Below are 16,199 nucleotides of genomic sequence, written 5' to 3'. Positions count from 1 at the left end.
TCGCTCAGAATGTGCACCGCCGACAGCACTTCCAACACTGGCAAATCCGCCACCGGCGCCAGCGCATGCGAATACAGCTCAAGCGCCGCCGGTCCGCTCCAGGCACCTTTGATCGTGATGTCCTGCAATGTGTATTGCACCAGTTCGCAAATACGCGGCGTGCCATCGACATGCGGAATGATCTTCAGCAAAAAGCTCGGCGTCTCCAGCGATTTCTTTACCGTCTCCTTATCCAGCGTCTTGTGCTTGAAGCCCATGGTGCCGGTGGCAATGCGCAGGTCGCTGTAATCGAGCGTGCCCATCAGCGTATCCTTGTGCACCCGCAATTCGGGCTCGCCCAGTTTCTTCGGAAAACCCCACAACTCGCGACCGGCAGCAATCGGCGGATGATCGTTGAGATACATGCTGTGTACATAGCCGCCGGCGACACCATCGAGCGTGACCGGAATCACCTGACCCGATTCGCAATAGTGACCGAAGCCGGTCGAGTCCGGCATGTTGATGAACTCGAATTTGACAATCGGCTCGGTCACCTTGAGCGGCGCCGGCACCATGGCCTGCAACTTGTCGGGGTCGGTGCGGTAGGTGATGATCAGAAATTCGCGATCAATGAAACGATAGGGGCCGGGAGGAAACGCCGGATTGTGAATTGGCATGGAAAACGCGTTGCGACGGACATCATCTTCAGTCATCCTTACTCCCAGGAAATAGTTGCCGGCCGGATGGCAGGCACATTCAATCGGTGCTCCAGATGGACCCCGGCCTTATCAAAAGATTCACAAGCAAGCGATATCGCATGCAAAAACACCATAGCGGCGAAGCTGCTATCATCGCAGCGACCTCAACCAAGGAATAAACCATGACAATTTCTGCTTACAACGCCTCCGTCCCGGTTTTCAAACAATTGCTCAACAGCCTCAAGGATGTCTTGAAAAAGGCTGAAGCGCACGCCACCGAGAAAAAAATCGAAGCTGACGCTTTGCTGACTGCGCGTCTGTTTCCGGACATGCTGAACTTCACGCGCCAGATCCAGATCGCCTGTGATTTCGCCAAGGGTGTTTCGGCACGCCTGGCCGATGTCGACATGCCGGCCTACGACGATAACGAAAAGAGTTTTGCCGATCTGCAAGAGCGTCTGGACAAGACACTGGCCTTCCTCGATACCCTCAAGAGCGAACAATTCAAGGGTGCCGAAACACGTGAAGTCGTGCTGCGTCCGGGCACACCGAAAGAAAAGCGCTTTACCGGTGAGCACTATCTGCTGCACTACGGCTTCCCGCAATTCTTCTTCCACGTGACGACTGCCTACGCGATCCTGCGCAGCAATGGTCTGGAAATCGGCAAGGGCGATTTCATGGGCAAGTACTGATAGCGTAACGCTGCAGTCTGCAAAAAAAACGCGCCGTGGCCGCTCTGCGATCCCGGCGCGTTTTTCATTGGCGCGGCGTCTGCCTTACCAGATCTTGAGCCACTTCAACAACCCTACCGTGGCAACGCCGAGGCCGCCCATGACGCCCATCACCATCAGGAATGAAGCCTCGTCATGCAAACCCGGCAAACCGGCCACGTTCATCCCGAAAATCCCCGACACCAAGGTCGCCGGCATCAGCAACGCCGTCAAAATCGACAAGGCCATCAGATTGCGGTTCATTTGCTCGGACATCTGCGAGGCAATTTCTTCCTGCAATAATTTGGCGCGCTCATACAAGGTTTCCAGCGTCAGATGCAAATCGTTGAGTTCATCGAGCGCATGCGTCAATTCTTCCAGCGCGCTCGATGGCACCCAGGCCGGACGCAAGCGGTTGAGCTGACTCAACAAACGCCGTTCCGGCGTAATGTGTCGCCGCAATTCGGCCAATTGGCGGCGGATCGCACTGAGTTCGCTGCGATCTTCCGAGCGCCGGTCCGACAGCACGGATTCTTCAATGTCATCGACGTTATCGTTGAGATGTTCAAGCCGGGCATTGAAACCGTCTGCCAGGCAACGCAGCAGTTCGGCAAACAATTCCATGGCATTGTGAAACCGCGCACCGTCGAGCACCTTCTGCCGCAGCATATTGGTCGAGCACAAGGCTTGCGTGCGCAATGTCAGTAAACGGCTGCCATCCAGAAAGAAATGCAATGCGCCTTTTTCGGTGCCGGTGTCGCCGATCTCCATCTTGATATCGGCCAGCGTGCCGTAGACACCGTTGGTAGTGGTGTGCAGACAGGGATGGGTATCGTTGCTGAGCAGGAATTCACTGATGTGCTCAGGAATGTCCTCCTTGTGCTCCAGCCATTGCTGCACCTTGACGTCGGCGGTCTTCAGATGCAACCAGGTAAAAGCGGGGGCGACCACCGTATCGGTCTGTATCTCATGCCATTTCAGCGCGGTGGCGGCGCCATCATCAAAGCGGAAGGCGCAGATGAAACCGGCCGGCTCATACAACACGTGCAGCGCCTGCGGTGAAACGGGAGGGTTATGCATAGCGACCGGAACAAGCCATCAAAGAGAGACGCTGGATTCTACCGGCCGACTTTGACAGTTTTGTGACAAGCAAAATGCGGCGACGCTCAGCCACCGCCATTTTGCAGGTGGCCGCTTGCGGCCCGTGGTCTCAGTAGTTGAAGTTGCGGTTGGCGTAGGCGTCGCGTGCCGCATTGCAGGTCGCGATCTGCGCCGTGCTCATGCCGGAAGTGCCATTCATGGAGCATTGATCGGAAACCGATTTTGCTTCATCGACATTCTTTCTGAAATAGGCGTAGTCCTTCTTGCCGGCCAAGGCATCACACCCCGCCAGCAGTGGCGTGGCAATACACAACAATACGAAAGTTCTCTTGAAAACGGCGTTCATGCGGCATCCTGTTGTTGGTGTGGGCTTGTCATGCAGACAAGTGATCCGCGCCCCTTCCCGGGCTGGTTGCGAATCACGATATTGACTGGCCCGGCTAGTATAGTGAGCCGCGATAAATTGCTCAATGGAAATTTTATTGCAGGTGCGATTGTGGAACCGCACCTGCCGTATTTGCTTTATTGACTGACAACGCTGTCAGGAACGCTTTTTCAGCAGCGCATACAGGATGATGGCACCGAAGGTAGCGGTACCGATGCCGCCCAACGCAAAGTTGCCCAGCTTCAGCGTGAAATCGCCGGCGCCCAATACTACGGTTACGGCAGCGACGATCAGATTGGTGTTATTGGAAAAGTCGACCTTGTTTTCAACCCAGATGCGGGCGCCGGAGATGGTGATCAGACCGAACACCACAATCGAAACGCCACCAAGCACGGCGCCCGGAATGGTCAGAATCACCGCACCGAACTTGGGTGAAAAGCCCAGCACGATGGCGATCACCGCTGCCACCACAAAGACCAGCGTCGAATAAATCTTGGTCACCGCCATGACCCCGATGTTTTCCGCATAGGTCGTCACACCGGTGCCGCCAACGCTGCCCGACAGGATCGTCGCCAGTCCATCGCCGATGAAGGCGCGGCCCATGTACTTGTCCAGGTTTTGTCCGGTCATGGCGCTGACCGCCTTGATGTGACCCAGATTTTCCGCCACCAGAATGATGGCGATGGGCGCCAGCAACGCCATCGCATCCAATTTGAATACCGGTGCCGAAAAATGCGGAATGCCGAACCAGGCGGCATTGGCGACGGCACTGAAATCAATCGGCTTGCCGAGGCCGGCGCCATTGGTCAGTGCAATGTAGATGACATAGGCCAGCAACAGGCCAATCAGAATCAGCAAGCGCTGCATCATGCCGCGCGTGAACACTGCCACCAGCCCTACGCACAACACCGTACCGAGTGCCATCCAGGCATCGAAATTATTACCGGTCACGCCCTTGACGGCGATCGGCGCCAGATTCAGACCGATCACTGCCACCACCGAACCGGTCACCACCGGCGGCATCAGATTTTCAATCCAGCGCGTACCGACCATGCTGACCAGCACCCCGATCAGCAGATACAAGGCGCCACAGGCAATGATGCCGCCCAGCGCCACGCCCAGATTCAGATTCGGTCCCTGACCGCCGTAACCGGTGACGGCGATGACCAGACCGATGAAGGCAAAACTGGAACCGAGGTAACTCGGGACGCGGCCACCAACCAAGACGAAGAACAGCAAGGTACCGACACCCGACATCAGAATCGCCAGGTTCGGATCGAATCCCATCAGCAACGGCGCCAGTACGGTCGAGCCGAACATGGCCACCACGTGCTGCACACCCATTGCCACCGTCTGCGGCATCGGCAGTCGTTCGTCGGCTGCAATCACCTGCCCTTGACCATCGGCTGCGCTGCTGCGCACCCGCCACTGAGGAAAATAAGAACCCGCCATGAGTTGCCTTTCTTTTTTTAATTTGGACCGGGGGTTAGTGTATTGACGCCGGGCACAAATAACAATCGTCGCCGGGTCGCAAACGCAAATAAATCCGATGCTGCAATTTGACGGTGCAGCGGCTGCGCACAAGCGGTGCGGATTCGGCATCAGACCAGCAGCGCTGCGCCAATCTGGTTCCTGGTTGCGCTCATCAAAACGGCCGCACTCATGAAAATCGCCGGCTCAGGGCCGGCGATACATACCACGTTGACAATAAGGAATAACACGCGTCAAGGAAAGACCGGAATGTGCGGTTCGACACCACCAAACCTGATTTCGGGATGGCGGCGCGCCATCATTTCTTCGATTTCGGCGACCCGTTTGAAAGGAGCATCGATCATCAGCAATACCTTGCCGGCAGCAATTTCCTGCTGAAAGTCTTTCAGGCGGGAATTGGGCAGCGCCGCTGCCGCCATGCCAGACATCCAACTGCCGAGCACCGCGCCGAACACCACTGTAATCAACACGGTCAGCATGTTCAGGTGCGCCCACTCGGGTGGAAACGTCACCAGCCAGATGCCGCCTGCCAGCCCGATCAGGCCACCCACCAGCATACCCATTTCGGCCCCATGCACCAGATCGGTTTTATGGAAGAAACTGGCGTCCGGCATGTCGTCGGGCAAGTCGCCGTCACGCGCCCAAAAGCGGATATGCCTGATCTCGATCCGTGCCAGCAAGAGTTCATCAAGCATGCTGCGGGCACTGGCGATATCCGGCAACATGAAATACAGTCTTTGTCTGCCCAACATAATGGTCTCCTCGACAACAAAACAAAATTGCCCCCTTGACTTCAGCATAGTCATTCATGTGCCAAAGTACAGTTGCGATGACAAAAATGAAACCTTCGCCCATGTCGGCGCCTGCTGCACGAGGCACGCAGCGCTGGAAAATGTGATAATCGAGGCCCGCTTGCTATAGAACGACTATAGAACTCTTCCGGTAAATAGCCGTAGGGTATCAATCAGAAGAGACGCCACCCTGACCAACGGAGACAACATGATTCTGGAACTTGCCGACATTCGCATTCAACCGGGCCAACAAGCCGAGTTCGACGCCGCCATTGCGCGCGGTGTCGCGCAGACCATCGCCAAAGCCAAAGGCTACCTGGGCCATCAGATACAAAAAGGGGTTGAAGCACCGGAACGTTATTTGTTGCTGGTGCAATGGGCTACACTGGAAAATCACACCGTGGATTTCCGCGAATCGCCGGCATTTGCCGAGTGGCGCGGCATCGTCGGACCGTTCTTCGCCAGTGCACCACAGGTGGAGCACTTTGCCCTGTTGAACACTGCTGCTTGAGTAGTGAAGTCGCACCCGGCTGCGGGTGTCGGCCGCAATTGTAGTCACGACGCATCGGGAAGGTCGCGCGGCGACCGCTCCCCGTTGCAGAAAAGTATGAAATGAACATGTTCAAGCGTTTCCTCATCTTGCTGGCGCTGTCTGTGCTGACTGCCTGCGGCGGTCTGTCCAGTGATGCCAGCCAGCAAGAGCAAGTCATCAGCGGTCTTTATGACCAGCATCTGAAAACCCGCGTCGCCGGCATTCCCGGTCCGGATGAATTGAAGCAACTGCAACCGTTTGTATCGCGTGCGCTGTATACCCTGATGCAACAGGCATCCGATACTGAAGCCAAGTACCGTGCGGCACTCAACAATCAGGCCGCCCCGATGATCGAAGGGGATTTGTTTACATCGCTGTTCGAAGGCGCCACTGCTTACCGCATCGACAGTTGTGAAACGGAAGGCAACAAGGCCTATTGTCAGGTCCGGTTTACCTATGAAAGCAAGGACAGCGCGACCGAAAACTGGAAAGACAAGGTCTTGCTGGTCAAGGAAGATCAGCATTGGCGTATCGACGATATCGAGTTTTCCGGGAATGGCCAGTCCTCGCACCGGGAATATCTGAGCGATGCACTGACCGACGTGGTGCGCCAGGCCGAATGATGTTTTCCCCCGACAGCAGTTGCTGCGGCAGGCTTATTTCCTTAATGCATTCTTTTTGCGTAAAATCAGGCCACGTTGCATAAAACTCAAGCAGTCACAAATACACAGTCAGACTCGGGGGAAAAATCGTGAAGTTTGTCCGCACCATCATTATCGCCATTGCCGCCCTCATGACGCTGGCATGCACTCCGGCGAAAGAAGAGCAGGCCCGCGATCTGGTGACCCGCTTCTACAAGATGCACCAGACACTCAAACCGGCCGGCGCGCTGAGTTTGCAGGAACTGATCGCGGTTCGGGAATATCTGTCGGTACCGCTGTTTGATCTGGTCAAGGATGTGTCGGTGGCGGAAGAGGCGCATCTGGCCAATCCCGATGAACCGGCACTGGTGCAGGGCGATTTGCTGAGCGCCAATCCCAAAGGATTGACCGCCTTCAAGATTCTGGCGTGCGAACTCAAGGACGACAATGCCGGCTGCGCCGTCGAGCTGACCTGGAATGATGGCAAATCGACGCCCATCAAATGGACGGATCGTTTGTTGCTGGGCCGGGATGCACGCGGCTGGGTAATCGACGATATCGAATTCGGCGGCGCTGCGGCGCCGATGCGACATGGCAATCTGAAAGCAACGCTGCAAGCGATTCTCGATCAACTGCGGCAGCCGGCTGTACCCAAAGCTTAGTTCGCCAGCCACCGCATCAGGTAAAATCGCAGCCGCAGGTCCGATGCCGCAAGCACTGCCAGCCAGCCGCGCCGGCTGATCCACCATGCGCCGGCAGGCATCTGCCGCGCCTCTTTTGTTTCCACTACGCTGACCATGTCCAATCACACCTTTCTCTGGCACGACTACGAAACCTTCGGCGCACAGGCGCGGCGTGACCGGCCGGCGCAATTCGCCGCCATCCGCACCGATGCCGAACTCAATGAAATCGGCGCGCCGATCATGGTGTATTGCCAGCCGGCGTCTGACTTCCTGCCCGATCCGCAATCCTGTCTGATTACCGGCATCACGCCGCAGGTATGCCTGGAACGCGGGATTCCGGAATATCAGTTTGCCGCGCAAATCGAACAGGCCATGGCCGAACCCGGCACCATCGGCGTCGGTTACAACACCATTCGCTTCGATGATGAAATTACCCGCTTCATGTTCTGGCGCAATCTGATCGATCCGTATGCGCGCGAATGGCAAAACGGTTGCGGCCGCTGGGATTTGCTCGACGTGGTACGCGCCACCTGTGCCTTGCGGCCCGAAGGCATCGTGTGGCCGACCAAGGAAGACGGCACGCCCAGCTTCAAGCTGGAACATCTGAGCAAGGCCAATGGCCTGGTGCATGAAGCAGCGCATGATGCACTGTCGGACGTGCGTGCCACGATTGCCCTGGCGCGCCTGATTCGAGACAAGCAACCGCGCTTGTTCGACTTTTGTCTGGCGCTGCACAAGAAAGACAAGGTTGCGGCGGAAATCGGCTTGCCGGCGGCGCATCCGTTCCTGCACATCTCCGGCATGTTCCCGGCGGTACGCGGTTGCATGGCCGTGATGTGGCCGCTCGGTATTCATCCGACCAACAAGAATGAAGTACTGGCCTGGGACCTCAGCAGCGATCCCGGCGAACTGGCGACGCTCGATGCCGATACCGCACGCCTGCGCATGTTCAGCAAGAAAGAGGATTTGCCGGAAGGCGTGGCGCGGCTGCCGGTCAAAAGCATTCACCTGAACAAATCACCGATGGTGGTCGGCAACCTGAAGACACTGTCGGCAGCGCGTGCCGCCGAACTCGGCATCGATCTCGACGGCGCGCTGCTGAACGCCACTGCGGCTGCCGCCCTGCCCGATCTGAGCAAGCTGTGGGCCGAGGTTTACCGGCGGCCGCAAGAAGCCGCACCGGATGTCGATGAAGATTTGTATGGCGGCTTTATCAGCAACAATGACCGGCGCGAATTGACGCAACTGCGCGCGCTGTCGCCGCAACAATTGGCGCAGGCGAGCTATCACTTTGATGACAAGCGTTTGCTGGAATTGCTGTTCCGCTATCGCGCCCGCAACTTCCCGGAGACACTGAGCGAAGACGAAGCGACGCGCTGGGAAGCGCATCGCGCGGCGCGTCTGTTCGATGGCGCCGGCGGCGTGCGCAACTTTGACATGTTCTCCAGCGAGATTGATCAGTTGTCTGCAAATGCAAATGAGCGCGACGAGGAAATTCTCGCCGCGCTCTATGAATATGCGGAAATGATCATGCCGGACCGGCCCTGAACCGGACTAGGCGGGTACTGCGCCAGCGTTATCTGCGTCGGCATCGGGTTGCGATTTCAGCTTGCCGATGAAATCGCGCAGTGGCTGGCTGATCTCGGAAAACAAGGGATGCTGGCGATTCTTCAGCATCACTTCGGTAAACAATTTGAGACCGACCGCCAGCGCGGCGCTGGCATCGGCATCGAACTGTTGCTTGCTGCGCAGCTTGTCGACGATGACAAACAGATCGTCGTGATTGCCGGCTTCGAATTGCAATGGCACATGTTGTGCCTGCCCGGCCGATGCCGTCGCCACATGTTCCAGCGTGATGCGATAGCGATGTTCGCGCATGCAGACTCCTTCTGCATTCAGTGGTTTGATGAAAGGCGAAAGACTCAGCCAGCTGGCAATCATCAGGTACGCTCGATGGCGACTGCCGCCTTGTCGATGATGTCGATAATCGCGTGCGACTCGGCCTTGGTCAGATCCCCCTTGGCCAGCCGGGTATGCAACGACATCTTGAAATTCTGGATGGCGCGACGCAGTTCCGGTGCTTCCGGTCCCATCGCACGCTGCCGCAATTCCAATCGTTTCAGCACCACATCCAGCGCTTCCTGATTTTCGCGCAGAAAATGTTCACCTTCCGCAGTAATCCGATACAACTTCTTGCCGGCATTTTCCGCTTCGATGGCGGCATAGCCCAATTCTTCCAGCAAGGTCAGCGTCGGATAAATCACACCCGGGCTCGGGCTGTACTCGCCACCTACCAATTGCTCGATGGCCTTGATCACTTCGTAACCGTGACGCGGCTTTTCCTGCAACAAATGCAGAATCACCAGACGCAGACTGCCTTGTTCAAACATGCGTGCACCGCGTCCGCCTTCGCGGCCATGGCCACCGCGATCTTCAAACAAGCCACCACCACCGTGATGCGGGCGCTCATGACGATTGTGCTTGGGGCCGCACATGCGGCCAGTTAAACGTCCAAACATATTGACTCCTCTTGATTAAGACGTTACTAAGATATATCTTAGAAATGCCTAAGTCAAGGATGTATTGCCTCTTTTTTTGTTGCCCGCGTGGCGGAAACAACGATTGCCATGCAGCAATCAGCCACGACGGAAACGGGAATCTCCCGTCAAGCGCAGACCGGCATCAAGCCGGTATCGGTAATCACACCCGGGCGGCAAATCCGTTTGGCGTCAGATAGCCGAGTACTGAATCGAGTGCCAGGTGTGCAATCTGAATATCGACTTTTTCTGCCACGATTTGCTTCGGCCGGTAGCCGACGGACACACCGGCAATCGCCATCATCTGCAGATCATTGGCGCCGTCGCCGGCAACAATCGTGTCGCTCAGTGCCACGCCCCATTCAGCGCACAGTGATTTCACGGTACTGGCCTTCACCTGCGCATTGACCGGCGGGTTATCCATTCCGCCCGTGACATAACCGTGCTCCATGCTGAGGCGATTCGAGATGGCAACATCAATCTCCAGTTCAGCCCGCAGGCGGTCGGCGAAATAGTCAAAGCCGCCGGAAATGATCGCTGTTTTCAACCCCGCGCGACGCGCCTGTTGCACCAGTTGCCGTGCACCCGGCGTGATCGTCAGGCGTTCGTCATAGACCCGCTTGAGATCACGCGCAGCCAGTCCTCGCAGCAACTGCACGCGCGCAATCATGCTCTGGTCGTAATCCATCTCTTCGCCGCGCATGGCGCGCTCGGTAATGGCGGCGACTTCTGCCTTGCGGCCAACGCAATCGGCCAGTTCATCAATGCATTCGATGTTGATCAGCGTCGAATCCATATCGAACACCAGCAGACCATAACTGGCCAGCACGCGGCGCTTGCTGATCCAGCCATGATCACATTGATGCTGGTGGCATATGTCCCGCACCGCGGCGCGTGTTTCCGGGGCTGGTGCTGCGGCCAAGGAAAATGTCAGGCACGGGTCACCGGTGCCGGAAGACGGCGTGGCCTGCAATACGGCGGACAGTTGTGCCACGGCCTGCGGCGTGACGGGAGATTCGGATTGGATGAGCAATTGCATGGCGTCGTTTTCAAAAACTGATTTCACAATGGTCAGAAAAAGAAGGAAGTGGTGTCGGTTGCACTTGGCAGCAATTCCGTGGTGCCGGCATCCGAGCGTTGAAAGGCAATCAGCGATTCATGCGCCAGTCGCGCCAGTTCACGCGTTGCAGGCGACAGCAACTGTCCGCGACGCTTGACCAGCGCCAGCGTATCGTACAGCGGCTCGGCGAACGGGGTACTGTAAAGATTGGCCGGATAGCCATCCGATTTGAGCGCAGCGCGGCAAGCGATGGTGTCGCCGATACCTTCCGACACCAGCGCCAGTGCGGTCGCCAGATACTCCACCTCAATCAGCGGATTGAGTTTGACGCCGGCCACCCGCGCCCGGTCATTCAATTGGCGCCGGGCCGGATCCGTAAGGGCGTAATGGGCGTCATACAACACCAGCGGCACTTCGCCGAGATCGTAAATACCCGGCGGCTTGCGGCCCCGTTTCTGATCCGCGCTGACGTACAACACTTCGTCGCGCGCGAGCGGCACCACGTCAAGCTCCGCATCATCGATCGGTAACGTCACCAGACCGGCTTCCAGATAACCGGACGCCACATCGGCAGCGGTCTCGGCACTGTTCTGGCCAATCAGGCGAATGTGCACGTCGGGATACAGTGCATGGAACCGTTTCGCCAGATTGGTGCCCAGATAAAAATCGGCATTGCGCAACAGACCGAAGGTGGCCGTGCCGCCGCCCAGCGACATCATCGACTTGACTGCCTGCACGCCTTGCATGGCCGAGGTCATTGACTGTTCGGCAAACGGGAACAATTGCTCGCCGGCGGCAGTGATGATCACCGAGCGCTTGGTGCGTCGAAACAGCTTGGTGTTGAGCTCGGCCTCAAGCCGTGCCACCAGGTCCGACACCGCCGGTTGCGTAATGCCCATCTGCTGTGCGGCAGCGCTGAATGTCTTGAGCCTGGCGGATAAAACAAAAGCTTCCAGTTGAACCAGTGTCATAAGTAAAGGTTATGCAATTTATAAGGATATGGATATTGCCTGATGTCAGGCTGAATTCTATACTCAAACCCGACCAATAGAGGAGCGCCAGAGTCCGCGCCACAGGCCCTCCCCCGCAATTCACGCCAACATTCATCTTCGGAGCCGACATTGAAGTACCACCTGAAACAAGCCGCGCAACAGACGCATTCCGTTCAGTCATCAACGCCGCAAGTGCGGGAAGTAGTCGAGAACGTGATTGCGCAGATTCGCAGTCAAGGCGACGCTGCCGTGCGCGAGTTTTCGACAAAGTTCGATCAATGGAGTCCTGACTCCTTCCGGCTGTCGCAGCAGCAGATTGATGCCGCCATCGCCCGCTTGCCAGAGCAAACGCTGGCCGATATTCGCGCGGCGCAAGTCAATGTGCGCCGCTTTGCCGAATTGCAGCGGGCCTCGGTCAGCGATTTCGAAAGCGAAGTACAACCCGGCATCTTCCTCGGCCAGAAAAATATCCCGATCAACGCGGTCGGCGCCTACATTCCCGGCGGCAGATATCCGTTGCTGGCATCGGCCCACATGATCATCACCACCGCCAAGGTAGCCGGCGTCAAACGCGTGATTGCCTGTACCCCTCCCAATCGCGGCGCCATTCCTGATGCCTCGGTCGCTGCTGCATATTTCGCCGGCGCCGATGAAATCTATCTGCTCGGCGGCGTGCAAGCGGTGGCTGCCATGGCCATCGGTACCGCCACCATCGACCGCGTGGACATGCTGGCCGGTCCCGGCAACGCCTATGTCGCCGAAGCCAAGCGCCAGTTGTTCGGCGAAGTCGGCATCGACTTGTTCGCCGGCCCGACAGAGGTATTGATTATTGCCGATGAGACTGCCGATCCGTTCACCATTGCGGTGGACCTGATCAGTCAGGCCGAGCATGGCCCCGATTCCCCGGCAGTGCTGGTAACCACCTCCCGCAAGGTCGGCGAGCAAGTCCTGAAAGAAATGGAATTGCAGATGTCGAATCTGGTCACGCGCGAGATTGCCGCCGCAGCCTGGCGTGATTTCGGTGAAATCATCGTGGTCGATACGCTGACCGAAGCATTCGACATTTCCGATCAATACGGCAGTGAACACGTGCAGGCATTCATCGCCGAGCCGCGTCAGGCGCTGACCGCATTGACCAATTACGGCGCATTGTTCCTCGGTGAAAATACCTGCGTATCATTCGGCGACAAAGTCATCGGCACCAACCACGTATTGCCTACCCGTGGCGCCAGCCGGTATACCGGCGGCCTGTGGGTCGGCAAGTTTTTGAAGACCGTAACCTATCAGGAAATCCGGTCGCTGCCGGCCAGCGCGGCGATGGGTGAATTGTGCGGACGTGCATCACGCGCAGAAAATTTCGAAGGCCACGCCCGTTCGGGAGACTTGCGCGTGGCACGCGCCAAGGGCGTGAAACCGGAGTGGGCGCTGACATCGATCGGATGACGCGTCCTTTCCCGACAATCATCTCGGGAGAATCAATCAGCATCAACCCAAGTCCCGGCCGGCTTGATTGTTACCCACGGCCAGGCAGGTGAATTCCCGAACCGGAATTCACCTTTTTTCATCGGTAAACGCCAGCAGAATTGCCTTAGAGCACCCAGATATCTGCCATTGACACCTATCCAAAAAAAGGGCCGGAAAATGAATGCTGTATCAGAGAACGCACCAGAACTGTCAGTGCGCAAGAAACCAGATTTACGCGTACTCATTGCGGGGGCGGTCGGTCAATTCGTGGAATTCTACGACTTCGCCATTTATGGATTTTCCGTGGTGATGATCGCCAAATTGTTTTTCCCGCAGACCGACCCGGTGGCCGGCGTACTGGCAGCGTTTGCCGTCTATGGCGTGGCGTTTGTCGTGCGTCCGTTGGGCGGGGTGTTTTTCGGCACGCTGGGCGACCGCATCGGGCGCCGCAAAGTGCTGGCGATTACCTTGCTGTCGATTGGCGCGGCGACCGCCATCATCGGCCTGCTGCCGACCTATGGTCAGATCGGCTTGCTGGCGCCGGCGGCCTTGCTGGTATGTCGTCTGGTTCAGGGCTTTTCGGCCGGTGGTGAAGCCGTCGGTGCGCCGTCTTTCGTGCTGGAACATGCCCCCATCGAACGGCGCGGCTTCTGGATCGGCATTACGATTGCCATGTCGGCGATTCCTTCGATCGTCGCCGGCGTCATGATATTGGGCATCGTCAATTCGATGTCGGCAGAAAGTTATGCCTCCTGGGGCTGGCGCATTCCGTTTCTGATTGCGGCGCCACTGTCAGCCATCGGCCTGTATATCCGGCACAAGACAGAAGAAAGCGACGCCTTCATCAAAGCCGTGGAAGAACGCGGAACGCAGAAAAAAGTTTCGCTGCGCGACAGCTTGCGCAGCAGCCGCTTGCGCATGTTGCAGGTATTCATGATCGTGTCGCTGAATGCACTGACGTTCTATTTCATGGTCGGTTACTTTGTGACTTACCTGCAAACCGTCGTCAAACTGACACAACAAGAATCGCTGATTTCAAATGCGGCGGGCTTGCTGACCTTTTCGATTCTGCTGCCGCTGTGCGGCCGCTTGTCGGACCGCATCGGCAGAAAACCGATGCTGCTGGCCGGCTCATTGCTGATCGCCGTCCTCAGCGTCCCGACCTTCAACCTGCTGACCCAACATACCTTGCAGAGCGCGATTTTTGCGCAAATCATTCTGGCCGTCTGTCTGGCAGTGTTCGGCGGTGGCAGCTATACTTTTTTCGTCGAACTGTTCCCGACCTCGGTCCGATTCACCGGCGCTGCCATCAGCTACAACATCTCTTATGCCGTATTTGGCGGTACCGCACCATTCGTCGGCACCTATCTGGTCAAGCTGACCGGCAATCCAATGGCGCCGGGTTTCTATCTGGCGACCTTGGCGGCGCTGGTTTTCGTGGCCGCACTGACCGTACCGGAAACGGCAAGACGCGATTTGAACAAACATTGACCATGCTGATGCGCGCCGTCTGCTGATACCGGCAATGCGGCGTCTTCACCATTTGCTGTCCACAGGCCTGCCAGGGCCTGTGCCGCTTTCTGCCAGCGGCAGACTGCATGCTGTACATCATCACATCAGGAGCAGCACATGAAAATTGCCATCGGCGCACTGCTGTTTGAAGGAAATACCTTCTCCGCCGGGAGATCCGCATTTGCACAATTCAAACAAAATTATTACTACGAAGGCGAACAGATCCTGACTCGTCTCGGTGGCGGCGAAGTGGAAATCTCGGGCGCCTTGCAAGTATTTCACGCTGCCAATGTCGAGCTGCTGCCATTGATCGCCACGCATGGCGGATGCGGCGGCGCGGTCCTGCGCGACAGCTTTGAAGAACTGCAAAGAAATCTGCTGGCCCGGCTCCACACGGAAAAGGTGGATGGCATCTATCTTGCCCTGCATGGGGGCATGATCTGTGAAGACACTGCGCACCCGGAAGTCGAACTGCTCACCAGGCTGCGCGCACTGGTCGGTGATATCCCGGTAGTGGTGTCTTATGACTTGCACGCCCATGTCACGCCCGCGTTGTTGCAATTGTGCGATGCCTTGGTGGGTTATCAGCATTATCCGCACGACGATCCGTTTGAAACCGGCGTACGCGGCGCGCAATTGTTGCTCAAGGCGTTGCAGCCGGCATCGGCCGTGACTATGTCCATGAAAAAACTGGCCATGCTGATCTCACCGACCACCTCGGGCACCCGCACCGATACCCCGATGCGCGACATCTACAAGCAATGCCGGGCCTTCGAGGCCTTGCCCGGCATTCTGTCCGTCAGCTACTTCCCGTTGACACCGTGGGCGGAACACGAAGACGGCGGCACCGCCTTCGTTGTCGTCAGTGACGGACCGAATGAACATACCGAGAAAATTTTGACCACCTTGTGCGACCGGCTCTGGCGCGACCGGCATCGGTTGACACCACAACTGGTGACACTGGACGAGGCACTCAGCGACAGCCGCGACCTGCAGGAAGGCCCCGTGATTCTGAGCGAGATGTCAGACGCGGTCGGTGCCGGCGCTACCGGCGACAGTGCCGTGGTGCTGGATGCCTGCCTGCGCACCGGCAACAACGCCTCCTTGCTGGTCCAGATCGTTGATCCGGAAGTCGTGGCGCAGGCCCGCGAACGCGGCATCGGTTCGGTCGCGCACTACGCGGTCGGCCACAAGGTGGAAACGCGCAATGGTCCGCCAGTCAGTCTAGAAGCAGAAGTGCTGTCATTGCATGACGGCGCATTTACTTATGCCGGCGGCCTGATGTCCGGCATACGGTCGACCGTAGGCGACGCCGTGATTCTGCGCCATCGTCACGTCACGCTTTTCGTGACCAGCAAAGCCGCCTACGAATACGGCGATGAACAATATGTTGCCGCCGGCCTGACGCTCAGCGACTACAAGTATGTGGTGGTGAAAAATCCGATGAACTATCGCCAGACCTATGCCTGGGCACCGCGCCTGTACGCACTGGATACGCCGGGTGCGGCGCGTGCGGATTTGACCAAACTGGATTGGCATGTGTGCCGGCGGCCGTTCTTTCCGCTCGACGACAGTGTCACACCGCTGTTCAGAACTGCTTGACGTATCGGCCCTGATGGCCGG

General features: G+C 57.5%; 18 protein-coding genes. 8 read left to right on the top strand and 10 right to left on the bottom strand.

The window, feature by feature from the left end:
* Positions 1-692 (bottom strand): acetoacetate decarboxylase (locus tag AKL27_RS19350; RefSeq protein WP_050464498.1); only part of this gene is annotated, 692 nt, incomplete at its 3' end.
* A gap of 167 nt (positions 693-859) precedes the next feature.
* Between AKL27_RS19350 and AKL27_RS19345 the strand changes: the two genes are divergently transcribed.
* On the top strand, positions 860-1,369 hold the full coding sequence (locus tag AKL27_RS19345; protein WP_050464497.1) for a DUF1993 domain-containing protein: 510 nt from the start codon (positions 860-862) through the stop codon (positions 1,367-1,369).
* Positions 1,370-1,453: 84 nt separating this feature from the next.
* Here AKL27_RS19345 and AKL27_RS19340 read toward each other — a convergent pair whose 3' ends face one another.
* The 4 genes from AKL27_RS19340 to AKL27_RS19325 form a co-directional block, all read right to left on the bottom strand.
* On the bottom strand, positions 1,454-2,467 hold the full coding sequence (locus tag AKL27_RS19340; protein WP_050464496.1) for a transporter: 1,014 nt from the start codon (positions 2,465-2,467) through the stop codon (positions 1,454-1,456).
* Positions 2,468-2,597: 130 nt separating this feature from the next.
* A complete protein-coding gene (locus AKL27_RS19335) occupies positions 2,598-2,834 on the bottom strand; it encodes a hypothetical protein (RefSeq protein ID WP_050464495.1) in 237 nt (78 codons plus the stop codon).
* A 195-nt stretch (positions 2,835-3,029) separates the two neighbouring features.
* Positions 3,030-4,325, bottom strand: coding sequence for a solute carrier family 23 protein (locus tag AKL27_RS19330; RefSeq protein ID WP_050464494.1), 1,296 nt, complete (start codon positions 4,323-4,325; stop codon positions 3,030-3,032).
* 272 nt (positions 4,326-4,597) lie between these two features.
* The gene (locus tag AKL27_RS19325; RefSeq protein ID WP_083439165.1) at positions 4,598-5,116 is read right to left on the bottom strand and encodes a DUF1269 domain-containing protein; all 519 of its coding nucleotides are present in this window, start codon (positions 5,114-5,116) and stop codon (positions 4,598-4,600) included.
* Positions 5,117-5,363: 247 nt separating this feature from the next.
* On the opposite strand from AKL27_RS19325, the gene AKL27_RS19320 reads away from it, so the two are divergent.
* The 3 genes from AKL27_RS19320 to AKL27_RS19310 all read left to right on the top strand — a co-directional run bounded on the left by AKL27_RS19320 (position 5,364) and on the right by AKL27_RS19310 (position 6,990).
* The gene (locus AKL27_RS19320; protein WP_050464493.1) at positions 5,364-5,666 is read left to right on the top strand and encodes an antibiotic biosynthesis monooxygenase family protein; all 303 of its coding nucleotides are present in this window, start codon (positions 5,364-5,366) and stop codon (positions 5,664-5,666) included.
* A gap of 107 nt (positions 5,667-5,773) precedes the next feature.
* Positions 5,774-6,310: a DUF3828 domain-containing protein gene (locus AKL27_RS19315; protein ID WP_232311036.1), complete on the top strand. Its 537-nt coding sequence runs from the start codon at positions 5,774-5,776 to the stop codon at positions 6,308-6,310.
* Positions 6,311-6,438: 128 nt separating this feature from the next.
* Positions 6,439-6,990, top strand: a complete 552-nt coding sequence (locus AKL27_RS19310; protein WP_083439164.1) for a hypothetical protein — start codon at positions 6,439-6,441, stop codon at positions 6,988-6,990.
* Here AKL27_RS19310 and AKL27_RS27870 read toward each other — a convergent pair.
* Complete coding sequence (locus AKL27_RS27870) at positions 6,987-7,127, bottom strand: hypothetical protein (protein ID WP_157057013.1); 141 nt, start codon at positions 7,125-7,127, stop codon at positions 6,987-6,989. The genes AKL27_RS19310 and AKL27_RS27870 overlap by 4 nt on opposite strands.
* Between AKL27_RS27870 and sbcB the strand changes: the two genes are divergently transcribed.
* Positions 7,126-8,559 (top strand): exodeoxyribonuclease I, encoded by a 1,434-nt coding sequence (sbcB, locus tag AKL27_RS19305; protein ID WP_050464491.1) that lies wholly within the window; start codon positions 7,126-7,128, stop codon positions 8,557-8,559. The genes AKL27_RS27870 and sbcB overlap by 2 nt on opposite strands.
* Before the next feature lie 6 nt (positions 8,560-8,565).
* Here sbcB and AKL27_RS19300 read toward each other — a convergent pair whose 3' ends face one another.
* The 4 genes from AKL27_RS19300 to AKL27_RS19285 all read right to left on the bottom strand — a co-directional run bounded on the left by AKL27_RS19300 (position 8,566) and on the right by AKL27_RS19285 (position 11,579).
* Positions 8,566-8,889: a DUF3861 domain-containing protein gene (locus AKL27_RS19300; RefSeq protein WP_050464504.1), complete on the bottom strand. Its 324-nt coding sequence runs from the start codon at positions 8,887-8,889 to the stop codon at positions 8,566-8,568.
* Positions 8,890-8,951: 62 nt separating this feature from the next.
* Positions 8,952-9,530 (bottom strand): PadR family transcriptional regulator, encoded by a 579-nt coding sequence (locus AKL27_RS19295; protein ID WP_050464490.1) that lies wholly within the window; start codon positions 9,528-9,530, stop codon positions 8,952-8,954.
* 181 nt (positions 9,531-9,711) lie between these two features.
* The gene (serB, locus tag AKL27_RS19290) at positions 9,712-10,587 is read right to left on the bottom strand and encodes a phosphoserine phosphatase SerB (RefSeq protein ID WP_050464489.1); all 876 of its coding nucleotides are present in this window, start codon (positions 10,585-10,587) and stop codon (positions 9,712-9,714) included.
* A 32-nt stretch (positions 10,588-10,619) separates the two neighbouring features.
* On the bottom strand, positions 10,620-11,579 hold the full coding sequence (locus AKL27_RS19285) for a LysR family transcriptional regulator (RefSeq protein WP_050464488.1): 960 nt from the start codon (positions 11,577-11,579) through the stop codon (positions 10,620-10,622).
* A 150-nt stretch (positions 11,580-11,729) separates the two neighbouring features.
* Here AKL27_RS19285 and hisD point away from each other — a divergent pair, with 150 nt between their 5' ends.
* From hisD to AKL27_RS19270, 3 genes are all read left to right on the top strand, one after another.
* The gene (gene hisD / locus AKL27_RS19280) at positions 11,730-13,043 is read left to right on the top strand and encodes a histidinol dehydrogenase (RefSeq protein WP_232311035.1); all 1,314 of its coding nucleotides are present in this window, start codon (positions 11,730-11,732) and stop codon (positions 13,041-13,043) included.
* Between the two features lie 198 nt (positions 13,044-13,241).
* Positions 13,242-14,555, top strand: a complete 1,314-nt coding sequence (locus AKL27_RS19275) for an MFS transporter (protein ID WP_050464487.1) — start codon at positions 13,242-13,244, stop codon at positions 14,553-14,555.
* Positions 14,556-14,693: 138 nt separating this feature from the next.
* Positions 14,694-16,178: a M81 family metallopeptidase gene (locus tag AKL27_RS19270; protein ID WP_050464486.1), complete on the top strand. Its 1,485-nt coding sequence runs from the start codon at positions 14,694-14,696 to the stop codon at positions 16,176-16,178.
* Positions 16,179-16,199: the final 21 nt, after the last annotated feature.

The sequence above is a fragment of the Herbaspirillum autotrophicum genome (genome assembly GCF_001189915.1).
Taxonomy (GTDB): domain Bacteria; phylum Pseudomonadota; class Gammaproteobacteria; order Burkholderiales; family Burkholderiaceae_D; genus Herbaspirillum; species Herbaspirillum autotrophicum.
The sequence above is the reverse complement of the archived record's forward strand: the minus strand, read 5'-3'. Positions and strand labels throughout refer to the sequence as shown.

Excerpts from the sequence above, each read along its gene's own strand:
- serB (WP_050464489.1), bottom strand. The coding sequence starts at position 10,587 with ATGCAATTGCTCATCCAATCCGAATCTCCCGTCACGCCGCAGGCCGTG.
- AKL27_RS27870 (WP_157057013.1), bottom strand. The coding sequence starts at position 7,127 with ATGGTCAGCGTAGTGGAAACAAAAGAGGCGCGGCAGATGCCTGCCGGC.
- AKL27_RS19345 (WP_050464497.1), top strand. The coding sequence starts at position 860 with ATGACAATTTCTGCTTACAACGCCTCCGTCCCGGTTTTCAAACAATTG.
- AKL27_RS19295 (WP_050464490.1), bottom strand. The coding sequence starts at position 9,530 with ATGTTTGGACGTTTAACTGGCCGCATGTGCGGCCCCAAGCACAATCGT.
- AKL27_RS19320 (WP_050464493.1), top strand. The coding sequence starts at position 5,364 with ATGATTCTGGAACTTGCCGACATTCGCATTCAACCGGGCCAACAAGCC.
- AKL27_RS19270 (WP_050464486.1), top strand. The coding sequence starts at position 14,694 with ATGAAAATTGCCATCGGCGCACTGCTGTTTGAAGGAAATACCTTCTCC.
- AKL27_RS19325 (WP_083439165.1), bottom strand. The coding sequence starts at position 5,116 with ATGTTGGGCAGACAAAGACTGTATTTCATGTTGCCGGATATCGCCAGT.
- AKL27_RS19335 (WP_050464495.1), bottom strand. The coding sequence starts at position 2,834 with ATGAACGCCGTTTTCAAGAGAACTTTCGTATTGTTGTGTATTGCCACG.
- AKL27_RS19275 (WP_050464487.1), top strand. The coding sequence starts at position 13,242 with ATGAATGCTGTATCAGAGAACGCACCAGAACTGTCAGTGCGCAAGAAA.
- AKL27_RS19315 (WP_232311036.1), top strand. The coding sequence starts at position 5,774 with ATGTTCAAGCGTTTCCTCATCTTGCTGGCGCTGTCTGTGCTGACTGCC.
- AKL27_RS19300 (WP_050464504.1), bottom strand. The coding sequence starts at position 8,889 with ATGCGCGAACATCGCTATCGCATCACGCTGGAACATGTGGCGACGGCA.
- AKL27_RS19330 (WP_050464494.1), bottom strand. The coding sequence starts at position 4,325 with ATGGCGGGTTCTTATTTTCCTCAGTGGCGGGTGCGCAGCAGCGCAGCC.
- sbcB (WP_050464491.1), top strand. The coding sequence starts at position 7,126 with ATGTCCAATCACACCTTTCTCTGGCACGACTACGAAACCTTCGGCGCA.
- AKL27_RS19285 (WP_050464488.1), bottom strand. The coding sequence starts at position 11,579 with ATGACACTGGTTCAACTGGAAGCTTTTGTTTTATCCGCCAGGCTCAAG.
- AKL27_RS19340 (WP_050464496.1), bottom strand. The coding sequence starts at position 2,467 with ATGCATAACCCTCCCGTTTCACCGCAGGCGCTGCACGTGTTGTATGAG.